We start from the raw sequence: 19283 nt of genomic DNA, 5'->3' as shown, positions 1-19283 counted from the left end.
GGCTTTTTTATTGCTTAAAACAATGAGGATATTGATTACTTTTAAGCCTCTACACAGACCTTATACTACAAAAAAGCCTCACAATTTTTGTGAAGCTCTTAAGTGCTATTAAACAACCAAGTAAACTTAGCGTTTCCGTTTAAATGCTAAGCATTAATTTTTCAATATCTTCTTTTTCAAATTTAGGGTTTGCACCTGCTTGGCTTGCGACATAAGCTCCTACTGCACAAGCATAATTTATGGCATTCTGTGGTGTACTTCCTATTAATAATTTATGTGTTAGTGTAGCGAGAAAGGCATCTCCTGCTCCAACAGTATCTATGACGTTTACGGTATAACCAGCATTATAATAGAACTCATTATCCACAAATAACACAGCTCCTTTAGCACCCAAGGTCACGCAGATTGATGCCGTTGAGGTTTGTTTTGATATGAGTCGAATACATTCTTCTAAAGCAATGCTTTTTCCATATAAGCTGTTACAAATTTCAAAGATTTCATCGTCATTAAATTTTATAAAATCAGCAGCATTCATCAAATAATTCAATTCTTCTAAGCTGTAATAAGGGGCTCTAAGATTAACATCAAATATTTTATATGGAGCACAATCAATAAGACGATATAACGTTGCTTTAGAAACTGCTGTTCTTGCCACCAAGCTTCCAAAAATAAAGGCATCTGACGTCGCAGTTATTTGTTTTGCCGCTTCAGTTAGTTCAATAGCATCCCAAGCTCTCGGTGCATGTATAACATAGGTTGCAGAACCTTCTTCATTTAATGAGACTTCAACTTCACCAGTCTTTAAATGGTCGTCTTTTTGAATATAATCGACTTCAACTCCATTTGTTTTAATGTATTCAAAAATGGTTTCCCCCAATGCATCTTTTCCAATTTTGGTTATCATAGCCACTTTATGCCCAAAAGACTGTAGCCGCAATGCCACATTTAATGGAGCACCTCCAATGGTTTTGTGGTTAGGAAACACATCCCATAACACTTCTCCAAAACAAACAATATTTTTCATTTATATAGAATTAATTTGGCTAAGGTTAATGTTTTGAACAGCTATAATTACACCTTCTTTTGTTATTGTTTTATACGCTTTAACATAAGCATCTACAAAAGGTTTAGACGTTTTTAAGTTTCCAAAAACAGATTCAATTTCTAGAAAATATTCAGGATGATTTTGGGATGCCAACTCCGCCTGTTTATGTAAGGTATCTTTTAGAGCATCTTTAATATTTAAATGTTCATCTTTTTCATTAGTGCCTAAGCTATAAATAGCCCAAGCAGCTACAACAAAAGCAGCTAATTCAGTTTGTCTAGATAACTTTAAATTAGCTTTAACGGTAGGCAAAATAAATATTGGAAACTTAGCCGAACTTTCTGAACAAATACGATCTATTTGGTCTTTAATACTAACATTTCCAAAACGCTGTAATAATGATGCTATATAGGCTTCTAAGTCAACATTTTCTAAATCACTAAGCGTTGGAACGACCTCTTGTTTTAAATAATGTTCTAAAAACGCGTGGATATTCTTATCATTTACGGCTTCGTCAATAGTAGTATATCCAACTAAAGCTCCTAAAATCCCTAAAACCGAATGCCCTGCATTTAAAAGGCTTAACTTCATTTTTTCATAAGGTTCGACATCTTTTACAAATTGTGCGCCTACAACTTCCCAAAGAGGTCTTCCATTACTAAATTGGTCTTCTATAACCCATTGCTTAAAAGGTTCGCATACAACAGGCCAAGCATCTACAATACCTTCTTCTGTTTTTAGTTGTTCTATATCTGCAGCTGTTGTTGCTGGTGTTATACGATCTACCATGCTATTTGGAAATGCAACACGCTGTTCTATCCATGGGATTAATGCTGGATCTGCTAGTTTTACGTAGCTTAATAACATTTGCTTAGTCATATCACCATTACCTTGAATATTATCACAAGATTGAATTGTGATGCCTTTTAAACCTTTTTGCTGTCTTAGCTTTAAAGCTTGAGTTAAATACCCAAACACCGTTTTAGGTTGTGTTGGATGTGCGATATCATATAAAATAGATGGATTTTTATCATCAAAAGCACCTGTAGCTTCATTGTAGTTATATCCGCCTTCAGTGATAGTTAAAGTAACGATTTTAACTTCTGGACTCGCTATCTTTTCTATCACTTTGGAAGGATCTTCTGGAGCAAAAAGTAATTCTGTAATTGCGCCTATAACACGCTTACTTAAAGAACCGTCAAATTCCTTAACCATAAGGGTGTACAAGCCATCTTGAGCTTTAAGAGTTTGGTATATTTTGGTGTCGTGCGGTAATAAAGCCACTCCACAAATAGCCCAATTAGTTATGGATGTGTCGTGTAATAATTGATCCGTATAAAATGCCTCATGAGCGCGATGAAACCCACCAATACCAATATGTACAATACCTGTTGTTAATTGCGTTCTATTGTATTTAGGTGTAGAAACACGTTCTGAAATAGCATTTAAATTTTCTTGATTCAGTGTATATGTTGTCATGATTTTTTATGCTTTAGTTGTGTTATTTGCTTTCAAATCGTTGTAGTAATACTGCAAAAATGATAATAGCGCCTTTTACCACTTGCTGTGGATATGAAGGCACATTTAAAAGGTTTAAAATATTGCCAATTAAACCTAAAATTAAAACTCCCATTAATGTGTTTATAGCGGTACCTCTACCTCCATTTAAACTCGCTCCTCCAATAACTACAGCTGCAATAGCGTCGAGTTCCCAAGCCATACCCATATTTGGCGAGCCTAAATTGGTTCTAGAAGCCACAACAATAGCTGCAACCGCTGCTAAAGCACCAGAAATGGCATACACCAGAAACTTGTATTTATTCACTTTAATACCCGATAATCTTGCTGCTTCTTCATTACTACCAATGGCTATTACTAGTCGACCAAACACATTGTATTTTAGCATGATCATGGCGATAATAACCACTAAGAAAAATATGATGGAAATATTTGGTAATCCTAAAGTAGAATTGTTTGCAAAATCAGACATAAATACACCACCTGCTGTTTTAAATGTAACAGGCGAACCGTTAGAGTAAATAAACCCTAATCCTCTGGCAATGGTCATTAAAGCTAAGGTTGCTACAAAGGGTGCCATTTTTTGAAATGCGACTAAGTAACCCGATATACTTCCCAAACCAAAACCAATACAGATGGTAAATAGTATGGCTAATGGTAAAATAATAACGTTGATTAACATGGCAAATATAACCGCTAAAAGCGCGACCATGGAACCTACGGATAAATCTATACCTCCTGTAAGAATCACTATAAGCATTCCTATACTTATAATACCAATACCCGAAACTTGTTTTAATAAATTTGAGAGATTAGCAGATGTAAAAAAAACATCAGATATAATAGCTGAAAATATAACCAGTAGTACAAAAATAAATATGGTATTGTACTTTACTAAAAACTTAAGTAAACCACCTGGACTATTTAGTTGCTGTTTAATTGATAAAGCCATAACTTAATTTTTTTAAGAGATTAATGTTTCTTGTTTTAGAGGTTTGCCAATGGCATAGCGTAAAATATTTTCTTCTGAGAATTCTTTTTTAGAAAGTTCACCATAATTACGACCTTCATGCATGACTAAAATACGGTCTGATATTCCCATAATCTCAGGCATATCTGAAGAGATGACTACAACAGCAACTCCTTTTTTAGCAACTTCATTAATGAGGTTGTATATTTCAATTTTAGCACCTACATCTACTCCTCGTGTAGGCTCATCTATAATGATAACTTTACTGTCTATACTTAACCATTTGGCTAAGGCGACTTTTTGTTGATTTCCTCCACTTAAATTCTTAACATCAACTTCAGAATGAGGTGTTTTAATATTTAAGCGTTGTATGAGGTCTAAAATATTTTTGTATTCATCTTTAGTGTTTATAAAACCGAGTTTGCTTGATATAGAGTCAAAATTTGTAACACTAATATTTCTACGAATTGATAAAGGCAAAAAGACGCCTTCTTCTTTTCGATCTTCAGACACAAATCCAATTTGATATCCTACAGCATCAACAGGGCTCTTAGCGTGTATTTCAACTCCATTTAAAGTGATAATGCCTGACTTCTTTCTATGGGCACCAAAAATTAATTTTCCTGTTTCGGTTCTACCACTTCCTCCCAAACCCGCAATGCCTAAAACTTCTCCTGCATGTACCGAAAAAGACACATCTTTTACAATGCCTCGTTTGCCTTCTAAATTTTTAACAACGAGCACTGGTTTTTTTCCTATTTCTATGGTACGTGTTGGGTATAAATCTTCTAAGGCTCTACCAATCATTAAATGAATTACAGCATCCGTATTGGTCTCAGAAACTGCTACACTACCTGTATCTACTCCATCTCTTAAAACCGTAATGGTATCTGCTATTTCAAATATTTCATCCAGATGATGTGATATATATATGATAGAAACTCCATCTTTTTTTAAACGTCTTAGATTGTTGAATAACTTCTTAATGTCATTAGGATCAAAAACGGTTGTAGGTTCATCTAATACTAAAACCTTTGTATCTTCTGCGATAGCTTTAGCAATTTCTACCACTTGTTTTTGAACAATACTTAAATTTCTCACTTTAGCAGTGACATCTATTGAAAATCCTAAAGAATCTACTAGCGCTTTAGCTTCAGAGATAAGCTTTTTCCAATTCATCCAAACTTTATTAGCACCTAGTTTGTGCAAATAAATATTTTCAGCAACTGACAAATCATTAACTAAAGACAACTCCTGATATACCACATTAATACCTAACATTTGGCCTTCGTGTGTATTTTTGGGTTGTATGGTTTCACCATCCAAAAGCACGTTACCTGCATCTTTTTGATGAACACCACTTAATATCTTTATTAGGGTAGACTTTCCTGCGCCATTTTCTCCAAGCAATGCGTGTATTTCACCTGGCTTTACCTTTAAATTAACCCCTTTTAATACTGAAACTAAACCAAAACTTTTTTCAATTCCAGTCATTTCTAATCGGTAGTTGTTCGCTGTATCTTTCATATTTGCTCAGGTATTAATGTTAAAACAAGGCGTTCGGGTTATAATACTTGGCAGCATTTTCTTTGGTAATAAGCAAAGGTGGCGTATATGTAGTTTTAGAAAATTCTCGCTTACCGTTTAAATATTCCACCGCATGTTTAATTGCTTTTCTTCCTATTTGCACAGGACTATTCATTGCTGTACATCCATAAAAATCTGTTTCCATGATGTATTTTATAGCTTCTTTTTGGCCATCTGCTGCCGCTACAATTAAAATATCATCAGTTTTACCAGCTTGTGCAATTGCTTTAATGGCACCTAATACGCAGACATCAGATTCTGTAATTACTACATTAATATCTGGATGTGCTACTAATATGTCTTCCATAGCTTTTAATCCTCCGGCATACGACCAATTGGTATAGGCTTGTGTTTTTATATTAAGATTAATATAACCTAAACTTCTCAACTGTTCTTCAGTAATGCCTTGCAATAAACCTTGTTTACGTGTACGGCCAACAGGATTACCTGCATTTCCGCTCAATAATGCAATATTCATATTGGATCTTCCAAATTTTTTAGCCAGCCATTCTCCTGCTAACTCACCATTTGCTAGATTATTAGACTGTATAATGGTCACAAAATCTGCAGAAGGATTAATAGCGCTATCAATAATAAACACAGGGATATTTGCTACTTTTGCAGCTTTGGTTGCTCCAACTAAGGCATCCGGATCTAAAGGGTTTAATAATAAAACATCAATACCTTTTGTAATTAAATCCTCAACTGCGGCGACTTGTTTTGTAATGTCATTTTGACCATCTGCTGATAAAAACTGCATGCCATTTGCTTCAGTTGTACTTTTTATACTTTGAAACAAAGCCTGGTAATACGGAGCATTTAACGAAGGAGTACAATAACCTATTTTTTTTCCTGTAAGGTCTATTTTACTTTCTATGAGTTCTCCAGCAGCATCACTATTATTAGTGTTAGCTTGTACAGTGTTTAATTCTTCTACACAACTCATTAAATTAATACCTAAGATAAGGGCAATAATCCCTATACGGTAATTGAAAACGGTAGCAAGGTGTTTAAAGTTCATAGTCTTATTATTTAGTAGTTAAATCGTGTTTTGTCTAAATTTAAAAAAGTCTTATATCTAGCTGTAGTACGGTTCTCTCCTGTTCCGGATTCCACATAGCCATAACTTCTACAGGAACGCTGTAATTACCAATTTTAAGCTCCTTATTAAGTGTAGCACCTACATTAATAATGTTTCCAACTCCAGCTGTATAAAAGGTTTTATCTGTAATAAAAGACCAAGCCCCTCCTGTAAATAACGATAAGCTAGTCGCGTCTTTTTCCCAAACTTTATGCTTAACTTCAAAATAATGAGTCCATGAGTTTTTTAAAGTGCCATCCGCTTGTACTTCATAATCCCCAGAACCACCTCCTAATATTGTAGCAAAATACAATAAGGTCTTAGGTGTGACATTGTAACCAAAATTAAGATCAACAAAATTGTAGCCTTGTGTTTTATCGTAACTCCAATAGTGTAATTTATCTCCGCGCTCCTCTACTCCTGTGTAATTATTATGAGAAACCGCTTCTATAAAAAAGCGTTCGTTAAATTTGTACTTAGTATATATAGAAAACTCCTTATAGTTGGCGCTTGTTAATTCACCTGTGTTATAATTTTCTACATCAATGCTAGAAAAACTAGCACCACCCCAAACACCAAATGTAAACTTTGTGTTTCGAGAATTATATTCCAAACTGGTAGCAAACACAGCTCCAGGATGCACTAAAAAGCCATGCCATGTATGCATGTTTTTTATATGGCCATGAACCACAAAAGGAGTATAATCCTCTTTAGCCTCTTTAGCCTCTTGAGCAAAGGCCCTGCCTTGTGCAATAAAAATAAGAATAATTACGCAGATACTTGTCGTAGCCTTAGGTAGTTTAACGTTTTGAAACTCAAAATGTTTAGAAGTGATGCTTCTAAAAACAAACCTTACGAAATAGAGTGTTTTGTACGTTGCCATCTTTATAGTTTATAAGTTACTTTTATTAAACGTCATTATTACGTTTATTTTTCAAATGTATAAATTATTTTTATATCTTTTCCTATTTCACTTAAAAAAATGTGTTATTTTAGCTTTAAAATATACTATATTGATATTTTAAGCCTGTAAACAAAAGGTTTTAAAGAAAAACCTAAAAGATGTCAAAATGACGTTTATTAATATGTTTTAATACTAATTATTATCTAATTTTGCTTATGAAGTCTGAATTAATCTCTAATTTATCTGTTGATTGTGTTGTCTTTGGGTATGATATTATTACCAAATCGCTCAACGTTTTATTAATTAAGCGTTATCTAGAATCTGAAGATAAAAAGGATGTACTAGTCAATGATTATGTCCTTACCGGATATCATGTTTTTGAAGATGAAACACTAGATAAGGCAGCGGAACGTGTACTTAAAGAGCTTACTGGGTTAAATAATTTATACAAAAAACAATTTAAAGCCTTTGGAGATCCAGACCGATTAACCAACCCTAAAGACTTAATATGGATTGAAAGTCAGAAATTTAACTTAAGAACCATTACAATAGCATATTACTTTTTATTAAAAACTGAAGATGTAGAGGTTACAGATAATGTTTCTAAAGCGAAATGGTTTCCAGTAGGTGATTTACCAGAGCTAGGTTTTGATCACAAACAAATTATAAAAGAAGCTTACGAAGATTTAAAAATAAAATGTTTAGCTGAACCTATTATTTTTGAATTGTTACCCGATAAATTCACAATTAACGAGGTACAAGACGCGTATCAATCTATATTAGGTATAGAAATAGATAATCGTAATTTTAGGAGAAAGTTAATTAATAAAAAGTACATCATTCCCTTAGATGAAAAGCAAGTGGGTGTTTCTAAAAAACCCGCACAACTTTATATGTTTAGCAAAGATGTTTACGATAAAATATTTCAAAAAAACTATTTAATCAGCATTTAGTATTTGGCTAATATATTCAGAAAGCTCAAAGTAATTAAGCCTAACAAAAAAGCAGTATCATTAGAAGTCTTTAAATAAAACTAAATACTATCTTCGCGCCCATTATGTGGATGTATCTTGGTTTATTAGCTGCTCTTTTCTTAGGATTACACAACTTATGTAAAAAACATGCCGTACAAGGAAACGAAGTATTTCCTGTGCTTTTAGGTACAGTTTCAAGTGGGTTTTTATTTATAGCGGCGTTTTATGGCTTGTCTGTTTTTTATCCAGATTACGCACTTGATCACGGTTATAATTTTCAAAAGATTTCGTGGCAAACTCATGGTTTTATCTTTATAAAATCAGTAATTATGGCAAGTTCTTGGATATTAGCTTACCAAGCGTTGAAGCATTTACCCATTACTATTGTCACTCCTATTCGTTCCGCAGGACCGTTTTTCACCTTTATTGGTGCGATTTTAATCTACCAAGAAAAACCAAACACTTTACAATGGCTTGGCTTTTTCCTCATTATATTCTCTGTCATGCTTTACTCCAAAATTGGAAAGAAAGAAGGCATTAATTTTAAGCGCAACAAATGGATCTTTGCTATTATTGGTGCGACGTTTTTAGGCGCTTCTAGTGGTTTATACGATAAATTCTTAATCCAAAACCTAAGCCTTAACCCACAAACCCTTCAATTCTGGTTTTGTCTATACACCATACTTATTTTACTCGTCATTCTAAGCATCACATGGTTTCCCTATGCCGAAAAACGAAAAGCTTTTAAATTCCGTTGGTCCATTATCGCTGTTGGTATTTTATTGCAAGCCGCAGATTACTTCTATTTTAAAGCGTTGCAAGATCCTGATGCCTTAATTATGCTATTGTCAGCCATTAAACGAAGTCAAATATTAATAGCTGTAGTTGTTGGTGGTTTAGTCTTTAAAGAGCATAATAAGCGCAAAAAATTAGTTCCTTTAGCAGGGATTTTAATTGGTGTTGGTTTGATATTATATTCTTAGCCAAATGCCTGCCAGACACTCCGTATATTTATGACTTTAAGGTTTAGGTACGTATAAAATCAATTAATCTTCTTTCCTTTTAAAATTTGCACCACCTATGCTTAATATATTATTAGAAATTGTATAACTACTTATGTGCATTTCCCAAGGAATATCCGTTGATAGTTTGCAGGTAGATCCATTTTTATGATCATATTTAAAGTCTATTGTGTTATCAGTAAATGTGTAGGTTATTTTTGCAATAAAATTACTATCTGTACAAATTTTATTACAATTATTAGAATTAACCTCTCCTGTACCATCTGAATTAAATTTAAAATAATATGGATTGCCATTTGGGTCTGAACATTTGTCACTCATTAATAACCAAGTTCCAAATAAAGAGTTTGATTTACTATCTGTTTGTTTTAAATATTCAAAATCATAAGTTGTTAACTGTCCTTGAAAATCAGTTACTAAGCAAAGTAAAATTATTATTAAGTACCTCATAATTAAATAATTGATTGTTTTCTCAAATATAAAAACCGTATTTATATAAATCAATACCCTGTATTAGGTATTTTTTAATATTGTTATTGAGTATATAACTTGTATTCGAAATTTAGATCTTATAAAAACCTCAAAATATTAATGCAACTGCGAATGATGCTTGCAATTTCCTAATAAATCGTTTTGAAATCGAAGATTCACGTAATCAAATGTATTAAAATAGAAGATTGAGTACTTTTTGGTTCGTTTATTCGTATAAATCTATTATTTATTTTGGAACTCATGATATGCTTCGCAGTTTGTGTCAGGACAAATGCGAAAGCATTCATGAACACCAATTCAATAAAATAGAAACCTAGTGAACTAAAATGAACATATAAAAAGAGTAAGGTAACCAATCAACATAAAGCCTTAAAAACTTAAGTATTCATATGATACAAAACTAAAAAAAAACCACTAAGAGCTTCGCTCGGTAGTTTCAAAACAAAATATATTTTGCTTTTCACTAATCCTCAAGGAGACAATCCACATAATTAAATTTTAAGTAATAAATGAGCTTAAATTTTTAAAAGCAAACAAACCAATAGCAAAAACTCAACCCCCAAATTCCGACAGCGTCGGAAGCAACGATTTTCAGAAATAGTGAGCTAAAAACAACGTTAATTTCCAAAATCTAGTACAGAAAATATAAATTTTATAAAGACCTCAAAATATTAATGCATCAGCGAATGATACGAAGTAATTTCCTAACAAATCGTTTTGACTTTTTGGTTCGTTTTGTGTCAAGACAAAATGAACATATAAAAAGAGTAAGGTAACCAATCAACTTTTCGTAATAATTACACTTATAATTTAAAAAAAACAGTCCCAAACCAAACAAGCGAACATTTATCGCATATAAGTTAAGCAAACACTAGCATTAGCTTTAATTTTAACTATAACCTTAAAAACAAAAAAATTATGGATAATAACACAATCATTTTCGAATATCATGATATTAACGCTAGCGATACTTTAGAAAATTTCACAAAAGAAAAACTAGAAACCATTTTTACACGATTCGATTTTGTACATCGAGCAGATGTATTTTTTAAAACTGAAAACACAAGTTCAGACGAAACAGGAAAGAAATGCGGTATTAGATTAAGCGCACCAGGTCCTCGCCTATTTGCAGAAGCTTCACACGACACCTTTCAAGATGCTGTTTCAGAAAGTATTAATGAACTAAAAAAACAATTACAAAAACGAAAAGAACAAGTTAAAACATATTAAAATGGGAGTGATAAGCGACGATAAAAAAGAAATTACAATTATTTATAATACCAATGACAAAAGAGATAAACAAACGTTTGGTTATTTAAGTGCTTCAGAAAAAAGCCTTTCACCAATCGATATATCCAATCAGAAATTAACAGGAACACAGTGGGCAGAAGTATCTACACGACTCAACAAAAGTCTGAATTCGTTAATCAATTCCGAAAAAATTGAAGGTGCAATAGAAAGCTTTAGTGACGACGATTGTATCAAAATCCTTCGTGAAAACCCAGATGCTTTAAATGGAGCGATTGTATTTACAACCGATAAAGCAGAGCAGATTAAAAATCCATCTAAAGTGTTAGAGTTTTTAGATCCTGACAGTGCGGCAATAGATAAAACATAGTATCGCGTCAATTAAAGACTTACTAAAACTATAAACAATTAGTGTAGCAACGTTTCAAAGCGTTGCTTTTTTTTTATATGATTTAAAGTGAACGTATTCAGGATAAAAATAAATCTAAACAATTGAAACATGAAAGATCATAAGCTCGTTATTAATAGATTATAAGGTAATCTTAAAACATTTCTTTATCAAAAAAAGCACAGCTTTTACACTGTGCTTTTTGTCTGTAAACGCGATTATGATCAACGTTTTCACCCCAATAGTATATTACTTTTTATAATTCACCATCCAGCTCACATTGTATTGGTCAGAACACCTACCATAAAAAGCATCCCAAGACATTTCTTGAAATGGTGTATGTACAGTTCCTTGTGCACTCAACTGATTAAAGATAGATACTGCATCTTCCTTAGAATCCAAATCAATACTCATATTAATATTAGTACCATTGGTTAATGGTGTATCTGGTGAGGCATCATAAGCCATAATATGAAATCCTTTTCCTTTCAATTCTGCATGCTGTAATTTGTCTCTATAGTTAGCAGGAATATCAATTTTAACATCGTTATAGGTTTGTTCGTTTTGAATGCTTCCACCTAAAACAGATTTATAGAATTCTAATGCGTTTTTACAATCGCCTTTAAAGGCTAAATATGGTTGTACTTTCATAAGGTTTTGTTTTTAAATTAAACTTCATTATAGATACATCCAATTTACAATCAAACGGTTAAATCAATTGTCGCATATGATAGAAATACTGATGGAAATCAAAATAAATCACAAGTAAACCATCAACACCCAAATGCCGACAGCGTCGGAAGCAACGATTTTCAGAAATAATGAGCTAAGAATAAAGTTAATTTACAATATCAAGTATTGAAAGTACAGGTCTATAAAAACATTAAAATATTAATGCCTCAGCGAATGGCGCACAGACAAATGCGATAGCATTCACGAATTCAAACTTAAAACAATAAAAATTTATGAGTAATTTTCTAATAAATCGTTTTGAAATCGAAGATTCACGCAATCAAATGTATTAAAATAGAAGATTGAGTACTTTTTGGTTCGTTTATTCGTATAAATCTATTGTTTATTTTGGAACTCATGATATGCTTCGCAGTTTGTGTCAAGACAAATGCGATAGCATTCATGAACTTCAATTTAATAAAATAGAAACCTAGTGAACTAACATAAACTTAAAACACCCCTAAAGTCCCCTCTAGGGGACAATCTACATATTCAACTTTTTTTGTTAAAATTGAGCATGAAGTCTTAACAAAAAAACAAACTAAAGCAAAAAAGCAAATCCCAAATTCCGACAACGTCGGAAGCAACGATTTTTAGAAATAATGAGCAAAGAATAAAGTTAATTTATCCTATCAAGTATTGAAAATATAGGTCTATAAAAACCTCAAATTATTAATGTATTGGCGAATGGCGCTTCAGCGATTTCCTAACAAATCGTTTTGACTTTTTGGTTCGTTTTGTGTCAAGACAAAATGAACATATAAAACTCCAAAAATGCTACAATAGCATTCATGAATTAAACAATAACTAATTCTTAATATTTTTTGGTTCGTTTATTCGTCTATGAATCTCATAATGCGCCCTGCAGTTTGCATCAAGACAAATGCGATAGCATTCATGAACACCAATTTAATAAAATAGAAACCTAGTGAACTAAAATGAACAAATAAAAAGGCATCGCAAAACAAAAGCCCTACAATGCCAATACTAATATCAAAAGAAACCAAAATTACTCAGCAGCAAACGGATAATCTGTATACCCTTTTTTTCCAGGAGTATAAAACGTATCCTTATCCCATTCCGCTAATGCTAAATGCTTCTCAAAACGTTCCACTAAATCCGGATTAGAAACAAAAGGCTTACCATAAGCCACTAAATCCGCATCTCCATCAGCAAGCACCTTATTCCCTTTTTCCTGATCAAAATTAGTATTAATCATCAGTGTTCCATTATACAACGGACGAAAATGCTTAGCAATATCAGTCACAGCAAACGGCACCTCAGAAACATCGGTAAACGGTTCTGACAAATGCACATAAGCTAAATTATAGTCATTCAATTTTTTAATAATATATTCAAATGTCGGAATGGTCTCTTCATCTACCGTAATACCAAACAGCCCATGTAACGACGGATTAAAACGCACTCCAATTTTTTCTTGTGGAATCACTGTTTTCATAGCGTCTAAAACTTCAAAAAAGAAGCGCGCTCTGTTTTCAATAGAACCACCATACGCATCCGTTCTAGTGTTAGAACAGCCATTAAAAAACTGCTGAAACAAATACCCATTTGACGAATGCAACTCAATACCATCAAAGCCAGCTTCCACAGCATTAGCAGCCGCATTTTTAAAATCGTTAACGGTTCGTTTAATATCTCCAGCCGTCATCGCTTTTGGAGTTACGGTATCTTTAAAACCATTTGGAGTAAAAGACTGGGCATTCGGATTGATAGCAGACGCAGAAACAGGCAAGGCACCATCATGAAAATCGGGATGCGAAATACGGCCTACATGCCATAACTGAATAAAAATAGTACCTCCTTTGGCGTGTACACGTTTGGTGACCGTTTTCCACCCTTCCACTTGCGCTTTAGAGTGAATACCAGGAGTATTAATATAGCCCACAGCTTCCTTAGAAACCTGAGAACCTTCTGTAATAATTAAACCTGCCGAAGCACGCTGTTCGTAATATAAACCTTGTAAATCGTCTGTAGCGACTTTTTCCTTGTTATCCGCACGACTACGTGTCATAGGTGCCATAACAACACGGTTTTTTAATGAAATATTTTTATGATAAGGTGTTAATAAGGGTTGTGTATTCATGGTGTTTTTTTCGTATTAATTTGAAGTATAAAGTTACGATTTTCAAACACCACTATGAACCGAAAATCATCAATTAAGATAGGTTTAACCTTTCACATAAATGGCTTAACATATCTCAAAGAATAATAGCAATACTATTGAAAGTAAGCCATAAAAAAGAACACTAAACCGAACTCAAGTACGCACACGTTACCCAACATCAGTTCGAGTGTCCCGACTTTTTTGTTGGGATGTATCAAGAACCTATTTAACCAAACATAAAATTGAAAGAACAATTACGCACTGTCATTACGAGGACGAAGGACGTGGTAATCTTTTAATTTTGCTTAACTATCTAAATTAACAACATTTCTTTCACCAAACCATTCTTTTGCTTTATTTAATACTAGTTTTGAGCATTCATCATCATAAAAAACAACTAAATTCTCTTTAGCTCTAGAACAAGCAACATAAAACAGATTTGAAGTCATTTTAAAATACTTTTCTTCACTCAAATTACTTTCAAATAGATATTCAAAACAAATATTTAAATTTGGGATTTTTTCCTTTTTAACAACGATAAGAACGTTATCAAATTCATCTCCTTTAACTCCATGTTGCGTTGAATACGGACTTAATCCCTCTGTATAATTATAAAGATTAATTAACTCTAAAAAATCAATCCTATTAATCCTTTCAACCAAATAAGATTTTGTAGATATAAAATCTGAGACTTTTGAATCTAGTTTTAAAATACCCGAAGAATCAGCAAACTCTACAATATCTTTAATTTTTAATCTTGTAAGCTGAGATAATTCATCCAGCTTATCTTTTAAAATTGATTTATGTTTACCCAAATGAATTTTAAAATCTACTTTTTTTAATAAATCATTAATATTTTTATTTTCATATAATGCTACTATTTCTTGAATTTTGAAAAGGTGCTTAATAAATCTATCTTTTTCATCATTTCTATTGTTGGAATCTGAATTTTTACTTTTCTTTTTCCCTATTAGTTTTTCTTTATTTACAAAAATGCTTGATAAATCATCAAACTGCATAAATAGAGCAATATCAAATAAAGCTGAATTTTGAACAATATATGTATACATAGCACCTGTTGGAAGAATCCTTTTTATTCCAGGATGTATTTTATCTACTGCATTTATTGCTTTTTGGATTGTATCAAAATTTAGTATTTCGTTTTTAATTAATTCAAGTCCTTTTTTGAAAGTTAATTTAGAATTAATTTCTCCCTTAATTAACACGTCTAATAACTCCAAAAATGTTATCGATTCTATATGGTAAGTTGTTTTTGTGGTTTTTAAAAAGTCTCTAATACGTTTAACATAACCACTACAAACTATTTTATCTTTTGTATAAATATCAAAGAGAGAATTAAAACCTGCATATTTAGCTATTTCTGCATTTTTAGTTAAAAGAATCTTAGTTATAGGCTTACCATTCTTATCATAGTTTTCATAATCCCAATTATAGCAATATTTACTTTTTTTAATATCTTCAAGCTTATGGATGCCTGATGATGAATAGAGAAAAGTTAAATTTCCTTTTTTGACTGTACCATCCTTATCAATATTAGGCGCTAAAGAATTAGGTAAAGCTTTCTGTTCTAGTTTATCATTTCTTAAACTATTAGCTAAGTCAATTACCAACTGAGGATTTCTCCTGTTCAGTTTTTTAGGGACCTCTATTAATTTTCTTTGTGAATCTTTATTTATTAATTCAGTGGTTTCTATTTCACCAATACCATCTTTATAAATAGATTGCATACTATCTCCAAAAAGACCAATTCTTAAACTAAAATCTTTTCTATTAAGGTTTTTAAATAAAATATTAATAACTTCATTTGAAGTATCCTGATATTCATCGACAAAAATATAATCAAACTTATCGTTTATTATTTTGGATAAAAGTTGATGTTTACTAAACATATAGTTTGATAGTTTAATTACATCATTATGAGAAATTACACCATTTTTTAAGCTCACATATTCTCTGTACTGAATTTCTATGTCTTCTAATAAATCGTCATCTTTTATATTATCATTTAATTCAATAATTCCTTTTCTCAAATTTGGTTGAAATCCTTTTATATTTTCCCAAAGAAAATCATGTATCGTACTAGCTTTTACAGAAAAAGAATTAGCTCTTTCTGTGATTTCATCAGCTGCGACATTAGTATAAGTTATACAAGCAATTTTTGATTTAGGGTTTATTTCATTTATTCGTTGAATCAGTTCAATTAATGTATGGGTTTTGCCACTGCCTGCACCACCACTTAATAAAAAGTGATTTCCAGCGTTCATTGTTTCTATAATTTCACCTACTTCTGAAGCCATAGTAATCCTTCTTTTATATATGATGGAATATTCCAATTACTATATTTTGCATCACTATGATAAATTATATCTAAAGCAAAATGTGTTTTTTTTAGTATACATCTTTCAGCAAGTTCAAATGGATTTTTTTTATCAACACCTTCTAAATTAAAATATTTTTTGAGTTGTAAACCTTTACATGTGTCTTTGTTTTGTTTAATAAAAGTTTCATTAATATGTATAAAAGAATCTTCAAAGCTTCTTGCATGATAGTTGAGTTCTTCATGTTGAAAAGCAATACATAAATCATCCTCTTTAACAAGAATATTCTCCTTTGATTTGATTAATTCTTTAATATCTTTTTTTATAAAATCTCTTAATGATTCATTACTTGTACCAGAGACCTTCTCATCTATAGGAGAACATGGTTCTAGCTTCATTTTATCTTCACCCTTCTTATTTGTCTTGCCTGTCGGAACTAATTTATATGTGTCAATATCTGTTATTAATAAATACTTTATATCTATGAACTCAATGAATTTTCTAAATATATGACCATATGCTCCTACTTCTACAATTGAAATATTTTGCGATAATAAAGGTAAGTCATAGGTGTTTTCCAAGTCTATTTTACTCATCATTGCGGGCAATAATATCCGCTCTGTATCTCCTTCAATTAGAATAGCTTTATCAGCAAAAAACAATTCTGCTCTATTCAATGTTAAATATTGTTTTAGAAACTTATATTGTTTAGTATTATCATCATAATCAACTCTTAAGTCTTTTAGATTGCGAGAATCAACTTCATTTAGTTGATTTTTTTTGTAAAAGTATTTTATATCATCAAAATTACTTTCGGCTACAATATGTGAAGAATGTGTAGTAATAACACTCTGCAAATTAAATTTAGCTTTTTTACTATCTCGTTTACCTGTAATATCTAATCCGTTTTTTTCTTTATCTAATATTTCTGTGATTTTTTTTATAAAAACATGTTGCATTTGCGGATGCGTATGTGCTTCTGGTTCTTCTATGAAAAGCATATTAATATCAGCAGGTATTTGGTCTTCTTTAAGTTCTTTTTCTTTACGAAACTCTCTAAATCTAATTTCTAAATCAAAAATTATAGAAAAAAGGTTTAAATACCCTAGACCATTATAATCTTCTGGAAGAAATGTTTTAGCATATTCATACACAACAGATGTGTTCTCTTTTAAAATGTTTTTACCTTGAAGTGTCGAAATAACTTTTATTAAAGATTCCTTCTCTTTCATTCCTCCAAAAAGCTGAACTTTATCTATTACTTCCTTAAAAACAATAGGATAAACCATGTCAAGTTCTTTATCCGTATCCTCTAACTTCCTATTTAAATCTTTAATTGCAGCTTCTTCTTCTAATGTGTTCTCTAAACTTTCATAGTAATCAGATGATAGCTTAGAAAGTGTCTTATCTGTTTTGTTAGAATCTGAATTATTTACTTCTCTTTTTGCCTTTATACTTTGGATATTAATAATTCTTGAAACCAATTTTTTGTCATCAATTATTTGAGATCTCCCTAACGTTTTATCATCAATATATTCATGGGCTCTAACCTCTGTTTTAAAATATTTATTACTTTTTGGTAAACTTAAAAAGGCAATAATATTTTTGGATCTATTTTCTTTTTTGAAATTTGAAAAATCTTCAATTAAATATTTAAACTGAGAAGGATTCAAAAAATATTCAAAACCTAAAACAACAATATCTTCCGTTTCAAGATTAAGAATTAAGGATGATAAGTTTTGTAAATTATCTTCAGCTTCATATTTAATTTCAAATAATAGCCGAATACTGAATTTAAAGTCTTCAGGTATATCAATAGTTGTTTCCTTTTCTAATGACTTTATTGTTTCCTGTGTATCTAAGTTAAAATCGTTGATTGAGAAGTCACTTTTATCAGTTAAAAACTTTTCAATTACAGATAGTAATGAGGTTTTACCTGTATTATTCTTCCCAATTACCAATGAAAGATTATCTTCTAAATCAATCTTAAAATCCTTTAGTAGTCTGTAATTTTTAATTTCAATTTGTGTTATTTTCATTTTAGATAATTGAGCTTATAATTGTCAAACAATATAGTAAATCTTGTAAGACTTTACTTTAAATAAAACCATAATCCATTAAAAGTTATTAACTTAAAATTTTTAATAATTAGTTATTAATCGCACAAGATTTTGTTTATATAGCATTAATATAACCCAAAACATTAAATAAATATTAAATAACCCATCGCTCCTTGGCATTTCAATCCATAATCAAGAACTTCGCAAAAAAACAACCCAATGACAATATTTGTAGACATGGACGATGTGTTAGCCGACACTTACGGTAAGCACATAGAATTATATAACAAGGAGCATCAACAAGACTTACATATCAACCAAATCACCTCTGGTGAAATATGGCATAACGTTCCAGAAATACACAAAAAAAGCATAAAAGATCATGCCTTACAGCCAGGCTTTTTCAGAAACTTAAAACCGTTTAAAGATGCCATACAAGTTATGGAAGCCTTGTACAACAAACATGAAGTGTACATTGCAACGGCAGCCACACAGTTTCCTAATTCCTTATTAGAAAAGAGCGAATGGTTAGACGAGCACATGCCGTTTGTAACATGGCAACATCGTATAATGTGCGGAGATAAATTTATTTTAAACGGAGATTTATTAATAGACGACAGAACCTACAACTTAGAAAAATTTGAAGGAGATACCTTGCTTTACAATTCGCCTCATAACGTCAATGACACAGGCTACACAAGAGTATCTAACTGGTTAGAAATCGCAGAACGCTTGTTGTAAAAACGGATAACGGTTTTATAAAGGTGCTTATTCGGGTCTCAACCAGAGCTCCGTCGG

16 protein-coding genes are annotated in these 19283 nt (G+C 31.7%); 5 read left to right on the top strand and 11 right to left on the bottom strand.

Annotated features, from left to right (window positions below; genetic code table 11):
* Nucleotides 1-139 precede the first annotated feature (139 nt).
* The 6 genes from ABD730_RS09030 to ABD730_RS09005 are packed head-to-tail and all read right to left on the bottom strand — an operon-like array spanning nt 140 to nt 7084.
* Entirely contained in the window at nt 140-1024 is an 885-nt protein-coding gene (locus tag ABD730_RS09030; protein ID WP_344714061.1) for a carbohydrate kinase family protein, read from the bottom strand.
* Complete coding sequence (locus ABD730_RS09025) at nt 1025-2524, bottom strand: mannitol dehydrogenase family protein (protein ID WP_344714059.1); 1500 nt, start codon at nt 2522-2524, stop codon at nt 1025-1027. It abuts the gene before it with no gap.
* 22 nt (nt 2525-2546) lie between these two features.
* Nucleotides 2547-3515 carry an ABC transporter permease gene (locus ABD730_RS09020; RefSeq protein WP_215925606.1) on the bottom strand — a complete coding sequence of 323 codons (969 nt, stop codon included), beginning with the start codon at nt 3513-3515 and terminating at the stop codon, nt 2547-2549.
* 12 nt (nt 3516-3527) lie between these two features.
* Complete coding sequence (locus tag ABD730_RS09015; RefSeq protein WP_344714057.1) at nt 3528-5060, bottom strand: sugar ABC transporter ATP-binding protein; 1533 nt, start codon at nt 5058-5060, stop codon at nt 3528-3530.
* Nucleotides 5061-5079: 19 nt separating this feature from the next.
* Nucleotides 5080-6141 (bottom strand): substrate-binding domain-containing protein, encoded by a 1062-nt coding sequence (locus ABD730_RS09010; protein WP_215925604.1) that lies wholly within the window; start codon nt 6139-6141, stop codon nt 5080-5082.
* Nucleotides 6142-6181: 40 nt separating this feature from the next.
* The gene (locus ABD730_RS09005) at nt 6182-7084 is read right to left on the bottom strand and encodes a hypothetical protein (protein ID WP_344714054.1); all 903 of its coding nucleotides are present in this window, start codon (nt 7082-7084) and stop codon (nt 6182-6184) included.
* Between the two features lie 236 nt (nt 7085-7320).
* Between ABD730_RS09005 and ABD730_RS09000 the strand changes: the two genes are divergently transcribed.
* Together ABD730_RS09000 and ABD730_RS08995 are read left to right on the top strand one after the other, a co-directional pair.
* Nucleotides 7321-8058: an NUDIX hydrolase gene (locus tag ABD730_RS09000; protein ID WP_334469026.1), complete on the top strand. Its 738-nt coding sequence runs from the start codon at nt 7321-7323 to the stop codon at nt 8056-8058.
* A 104-nt stretch (nt 8059-8162) separates the two neighbouring features.
* Nucleotides 8163-9062 (top strand): EamA family transporter, encoded by a 900-nt coding sequence (locus ABD730_RS08995; RefSeq protein ID WP_334469024.1) that lies wholly within the window; start codon nt 8163-8165, stop codon nt 9060-9062.
* A 63-nt stretch (nt 9063-9125) separates the two neighbouring features.
* On the opposite strand, the gene ABD730_RS08990 is transcribed toward ABD730_RS08995, so the two are convergent.
* On the bottom strand, nt 9126-9551 hold the full coding sequence (locus ABD730_RS08990) for a hypothetical protein (protein ID WP_344714049.1): 426 nt from the start codon (nt 9549-9551) through the stop codon (nt 9126-9128).
* A gap of 960 nt (nt 9552-10511) precedes the next feature.
* Here ABD730_RS08990 and hpf point away from each other — a divergent pair.
* A complete protein-coding gene (gene hpf / locus ABD730_RS08985) occupies nt 10512-10823 on the top strand; it encodes a ribosome hibernation-promoting factor, HPF/YfiA family (RefSeq protein ID WP_334469019.1) in 312 nt (103 codons plus the stop codon).
* Between the two features lies 1 nt (nt 10824).
* Complete coding sequence (locus ABD730_RS08980) at nt 10825-11211, top strand: arsenate reductase family protein (protein WP_334469016.1); 387 nt, start codon at nt 10825-10827, stop codon at nt 11209-11211.
* Between the two features lie 267 nt (nt 11212-11478).
* On the opposite strand, the gene ABD730_RS08975 is transcribed toward ABD730_RS08980, so the two are convergent.
* From ABD730_RS08975 to ABD730_RS08960, 4 genes are all read right to left on the bottom strand, one after another.
* The gene (locus ABD730_RS08975) at nt 11479-11880 is read right to left on the bottom strand and encodes a VOC family protein (protein WP_334469013.1); all 402 of its coding nucleotides are present in this window, start codon (nt 11878-11880) and stop codon (nt 11479-11481) included.
* Nucleotides 11881-12970: 1090 nt separating this feature from the next.
* Nucleotides 12971-14065 carry an alkene reductase gene (locus tag ABD730_RS08970; RefSeq protein WP_344714045.1) on the bottom strand — a complete coding sequence of 365 codons (1095 nt, stop codon included), beginning with the start codon at nt 14063-14065 and terminating at the stop codon, nt 12971-12973.
* A gap of 326 nt (nt 14066-14391) precedes the next feature.
* Nucleotides 14392-16404 carry an AAA family ATPase gene (locus ABD730_RS08965; protein WP_344714043.1) on the bottom strand — a complete coding sequence of 671 codons (2013 nt, stop codon included), beginning with the start codon at nt 16402-16404 and terminating at the stop codon, nt 14392-14394.
* Complete coding sequence (locus tag ABD730_RS08960) at nt 16389-18464, bottom strand: AAA family ATPase (protein WP_344714041.1); 2076 nt, start codon at nt 18462-18464, stop codon at nt 16389-16391. The genes ABD730_RS08965 and ABD730_RS08960 overlap by 16 nt, the downstream gene beginning before the upstream one ends.
* Before the next feature lie 240 nt (nt 18465-18704).
* On the opposite strand from ABD730_RS08960, the gene ABD730_RS08955 reads away from it, so the two are divergent.
* Nucleotides 18705-19226: a 5' nucleotidase, NT5C type gene (locus ABD730_RS08955; RefSeq protein WP_334469008.1), complete on the top strand. Its 522-nt coding sequence runs from the start codon at nt 18705-18707 to the stop codon at nt 19224-19226.
* Nucleotides 19227-19283: the final 57 nt, after the last annotated feature.

The sequence above is a fragment of the Winogradskyella damuponensis genome, from assembly GCF_039538385.1.
Classification (GTDB): Bacteria; Bacteroidota; Bacteroidia; order Flavobacteriales; family Flavobacteriaceae; genus Winogradskyella; species Winogradskyella damuponensis.
This window is presented reverse-complemented; position numbering and strand designations above follow the sequence as displayed.